5 protein-coding genes are annotated in these 4,225 nt (G+C 60.9%); all 5 read right to left on the bottom strand.

Features of this window, described 5'->3' with window-relative positions; all coding sequences use genetic code 11:
- The coding region (locus tag AC1D35_RS34955) for an ABC transporter ATP-binding protein (RefSeq protein ID WP_477942481.1) at window positions 1-446 on the bottom strand (446 nt) is incomplete at its 3' end.
- A 2-nt stretch (window positions 447-448) separates the two neighbouring features.
- On the bottom strand, window positions 449-1,297 hold the full coding sequence (locus AC1D35_RS34950) for an ABC transporter ATP-binding protein (RefSeq protein WP_477942479.1): 849 nt from the start codon (window positions 1,295-1,297) through the stop codon (window positions 449-451).
- Window positions 1,290-2,201, bottom strand: coding sequence for an ABC transporter permease (locus AC1D35_RS34945; protein ID WP_477942477.1), 912 nt, complete (start codon window positions 2,199-2,201; stop codon window positions 1,290-1,292). Before AC1D35_RS34945 ends, AC1D35_RS34950 begins: the two co-directional genes overlap by 8 nt.
- 4 nt (window positions 2,202-2,205) lie before the next feature.
- Window positions 2,206-3,267: an ABC transporter permease gene (locus tag AC1D35_RS34940; RefSeq protein ID WP_113312056.1), complete on the bottom strand. Its 1,062-nt coding sequence runs from the start codon at window positions 3,265-3,267 to the stop codon at window positions 2,206-2,208.
- A 21-nt stretch (window positions 3,268-3,288) separates the two neighbouring features.
- Window positions 3,289-4,225: ABC transporter substrate-binding protein (locus AC1D35_RS34935; protein ID WP_477942475.1), on the bottom strand; the 937-nt coding region annotated here is incomplete at its 5' end.

Genomic DNA, 4,225 nt, shown 5'->3' with positions numbered 1-4,225 from the left:
GCAACGCGCTGGCGCTGCCCCCCCGACAGCTGGTGCGGGAAACGATGGTAGAAAGAGGCAGGCAGGCCGACGTCGCGCAGCACCTGTTCCACGCGCTCCCTGCGCCGGTCGACGCCATGGATTTCGAGTGGTTCGAGAAGCGTGCGGCCGATCGTGTGGCGCGGATGAAGCGAGCCGAAGGGGTCCTGGAATACCATCTGCTGCTTGGCAAGCTGCGATTTTGAGCGCCTGACAGCGATTGCCTCTCCATCGATCGCGATCGAGCCGCCCCACTCCTTGATCCTGCCGGCCAGCGCACCCAGGACAGTGGATTTGCCGCAGCCGCTTTCACCGACGAGGCCGAACGTCTCGCCTGCAGCAACGTCGAAGGAGACGTCCTTGACCACTTGCTTGGCGGAAGGGCCGCGACCGAAGGAAACGGCGAGGTTTTTGACTGAGATCATCATGTTCATGCCTCCGCCCAGCTTGGGTCGCGCCTCAGGACCTCAAGGCGGTCTCGGGGATGATCGAGGCTCGGCAGCGCCTGGAGGAGACCCCGCGTATAGGGATGGGTTGCCTCCTCAAGCTTGGCAGCTTCGAGCTCTTCGACGATACGCCCGGCATACATGATGATCACCCGATCGCAGAAGCTCTTCACCAGGTTGAGGTCATGCGAGATGAAGACCAAGCCGATGTTGCGCTCGGTGATCAGATCGTCGAGGATCGACAGGACCTGTTGGCGCACCGTCACGTCGAGAGCCGAGGTCGGCTCGTCGGCGATGATCAGTGACGGCGAGGAAATCAGCATCATCGAGATCATGATACGCTGTCCCATGCCGCCGGAGACTTCGTGCGGATAAAGGTCGAAGACTCGCTCCGGATCGCGAATGTTGACCCGTTCCAGCATGGCGAGTGTGCGTGCCCGTGCCTCACGGCGACCGACACGCTCATGGAGAATGACGGTTTCGGCAATCTGCTCGCCGACCGTCATGACCGGGTTGAGCGAGTATTTCGGGTCCTGCAGGATCATCGAAATGCGCCGCCCGCGGATCGAGCGCATATCGGCCTCGCTGGCGCGCATGAGATCGATATCCTCGAAGTGTATTTCGTCGGCCACCACTTTTGCGGTCGCCGGCTGCAGCCGCATGATGGCGCGTCCGGTGGTGCTCTTTCCCGAGCCGGATTCGCCGATGATGCCGACTTTCTCGCGCCCGACAGTGAAGGAGACGTTCTTCACGGCCGTGACGACGCCCGAAAGGGTCGGGAACTGGACCGACATGTTTTTGACCGAAAGGATCGGCTGGGATTGATCAGGCATTTCGGGGATCCATGATGTCGCGCAGGCCGTCGCCCAGCAGGTTGAAGGCGAGGCTGACCACGAGGATTGCGATGCCGGGGACCGTCGTCAGCCACCAGGCGTTGAGCAGATATTGCCGGCCCGACGCAGCCATGGCGCCCCATTCAGGCATCGGCGGCTGGGCGCCAAGGCCGAGGAAGCCGAGGCCGGCGGCTGTCAGGATGACGCTCGACATGTTGAGCGTTAGTCGAATGATGATCGAAGGGGCGCAGAGCGGCACGATGTGATGCAGCAGGATGCGGCGCATGCCGGCGCCCTGCAGTTCGGCAGCGACGACGAAGTCGGCGGCACGAAATGTCAGCGTCTCGGCTCGCGCCAGTCGGGCGATCGGTGGCCAGACCGTGAGCGCAATGGCGATGACGGCATTTTCGATGCCTGGCCCGAGGGCTGCGGAAAATGCCAATGCCAGAACGAGGCTTGGGAAGGAAAGGAAGATATCGGTGATGCGCATCAGGACGACATCCACCCAACCGCCGAGATAGCCGGCCGCCGCACCGATCACAAAGCCGATCGGCGCAACGATGACCGTTACGAGAATGCTGATATAGAGCGTTGTGCGTGCGCCAAAGACGAGGCGCGAGTAGACGTCGCGGCCGAACTCATCCGTTCCGAACCAGTTTGCGGCAGACGGTGGCTTCAGCGCCATCGTCAAATCCTGGGCAATAGGGTCGTAGTTGGCAAGCAGCGGCGCGAAGGCTGCGATGAGCACCAGTGCAAGCACGACGAGGAACCCCCCAAAGGCCAGCGGATTGGCAAGAAGGTTGAGCCATAGGACGTAGGCCTTGTGGAAACGCGCCTGCCGTGTCGAGGTGAATTCCTCGTTGATCAGCCAATTGTGGAGATCGTTGAAATAACGTGTCGCCATGATGTCACCGGGTACGCGGATCGAGGAAGCGGTAGGCGATATCGGACAGCAGGTTGATGACGATCGAAATGATGCCGATCAGAAGCACGCTGCCGAGGATCGCGTTCATGTCCGCGAAGAAGAGAGCCGAGGTCAGATATTGCCCGAGGCCGGGCCAGGCAAAGACGGTCTCGATGAGAACCGTGCCGTCCAGCAGGCCGCAATAGGCAAGCGCGATGATAGTCAGAAGCTGAACCCGTATGTTGCGGAAGGCATGGCGCCAGATGATGGCGCGCTGGCCGAGCCCCTTTGCCTTTGCCGTCAGCACATATTCCTGCCGAAGCTGTTCCAGCATGAAGCTGCGGCTCATGCGGCTGAGATAGGCCATGGCCGCATAACCGAGGATGAGGGCAGGGGCTGCGACATGCAGCAAGGCATCGCGGAAAACCTCCCATTCGCCGGCAATGATCGCATCGACGAGAATGGAGTTGGTCGGCCCTTCGACCAGGCCCTCATTGTAGACGTCCAGCCGGCCACTGCCAGGAATGAGCCCGAACTTGGCGTAGAAGACCAGGATGACGATGGTGCCGAGCCAGAAGATTGGGGTCGAATGACCGAGCAATCCGACGATCCTTGCAAGATGATCGACCCAGGTACCCTTGCGGACGGCGGAGATGATGCCGAGCGGAATACCGAGGCCGGCGCCGATGATCGTTGCCAGCGTCGCAAGCTCCAGTGTCGCCGGGAACACCCGGGCAAGGTCACTTGCCACGGGGTTCTTGGTGACATGGGACTGGCCGAAATTCAGCTGGGCGACATTGCCGAGATAGGTCGCGAATTGGGCATAGAGCGGCTGGTCCAGCCCCATTTCCTTGTAGACCCGTTCATAGGTCGCCTGGTCGGCCTGATCGCCGATAACAGCAATGACCGGATCAGCCGGAACCATGCGGCCGACGACGAAGGTGATGACCAGTAGGCCAAGAAGCGTCGTCAGGATGACGCTGAAGGATGTCGCCAGCTTTCGCACTGCGTCGAGCGCAGCCGCTCCACCGCCCGATGTGGCCCAGGATGTTTGTGAGATGCTCACGTCATTCTCCCTTGGAGGAGGTCATTCGCCCTTGGAGACCGTGTCCCAGCGCGTCAGCCATGTCGAATGGCCGGTGTAGCCTTTCACTTCCTTGCGAACCGCCTTTGCATCGGTGCGCAGGAAGGAGGTGATCAGCGGCGGGGACGATTCGAGGTAGGCCTTGTTGATCTTCGCATAGAGATCGGTACGCTTCTGCTGATCGGTCTCGTGGGCGGCCGCAATTACCATGTCCTGGATGTCCTTCGGCACATCCCAGGCAGTGCGCCAGGCGTTCAGGCCCGTCAGCTTGGCATCGTCGGAATTATTCGCATTGGTCGCATAAGATTGGAGGACCGCGTGCGGATCCGGCAGGCGTTCGCCGGATCGCGCCGAGAAGATTTCGAATTCGCGCGTGCGGAACTTGCCGATATGGTCGCCCCCCTGAAGATCGAGCTTGATGCCAGCCTTGGCGGCGTTGGCCTGCAGGGATTGTGCAACCTCGTATTCCGGGGTGACGGGCGTTGCGTAATAGACCTTCGAGAAACCATTCGGATAGCCGGCTTCAGTCAGCAGTTGCTTGGCCTTTTCGATGTCGAGCTTGTAGGGATTGACGTCGCTCGCACCCGGCAGGCCGGCCGGAATGATGGTCTGCTGCCTGATGCCGTAATATTTCATGACGGTGTTGGCGAGGCCGTCATAATCGATGAGATAGCGGAAGGCTTCGCGAACCTTGGGATTGGAGAGGATCTCGTCCTTCTGGTTCAAAGCAAGGTAATAGAAGCCGAAGCCAGGCGTCTTCTGGATGTCGGCCTTGCCGCCCGTTTCGACGGCTGCAAGATCGGTGGAGGACAGACGGGTCGCAACATCGACGTCACCTGCCTCAAGCTGCAGGCGCTGGCCGGAGGATTCCGGCATATGGCGCAGAACGACGCGGCGCATCTTCGGGGCACCCTGCCAGTAGTCCTTGTTGGCATCTGCG

Source organism: Rhizobium sp. P1_E6 (assembly GCF_056405875.1).
Note: the sequence above shows the minus strand (reverse complement) of the source record. Positions and strands in the feature narration are given on the sequence as shown.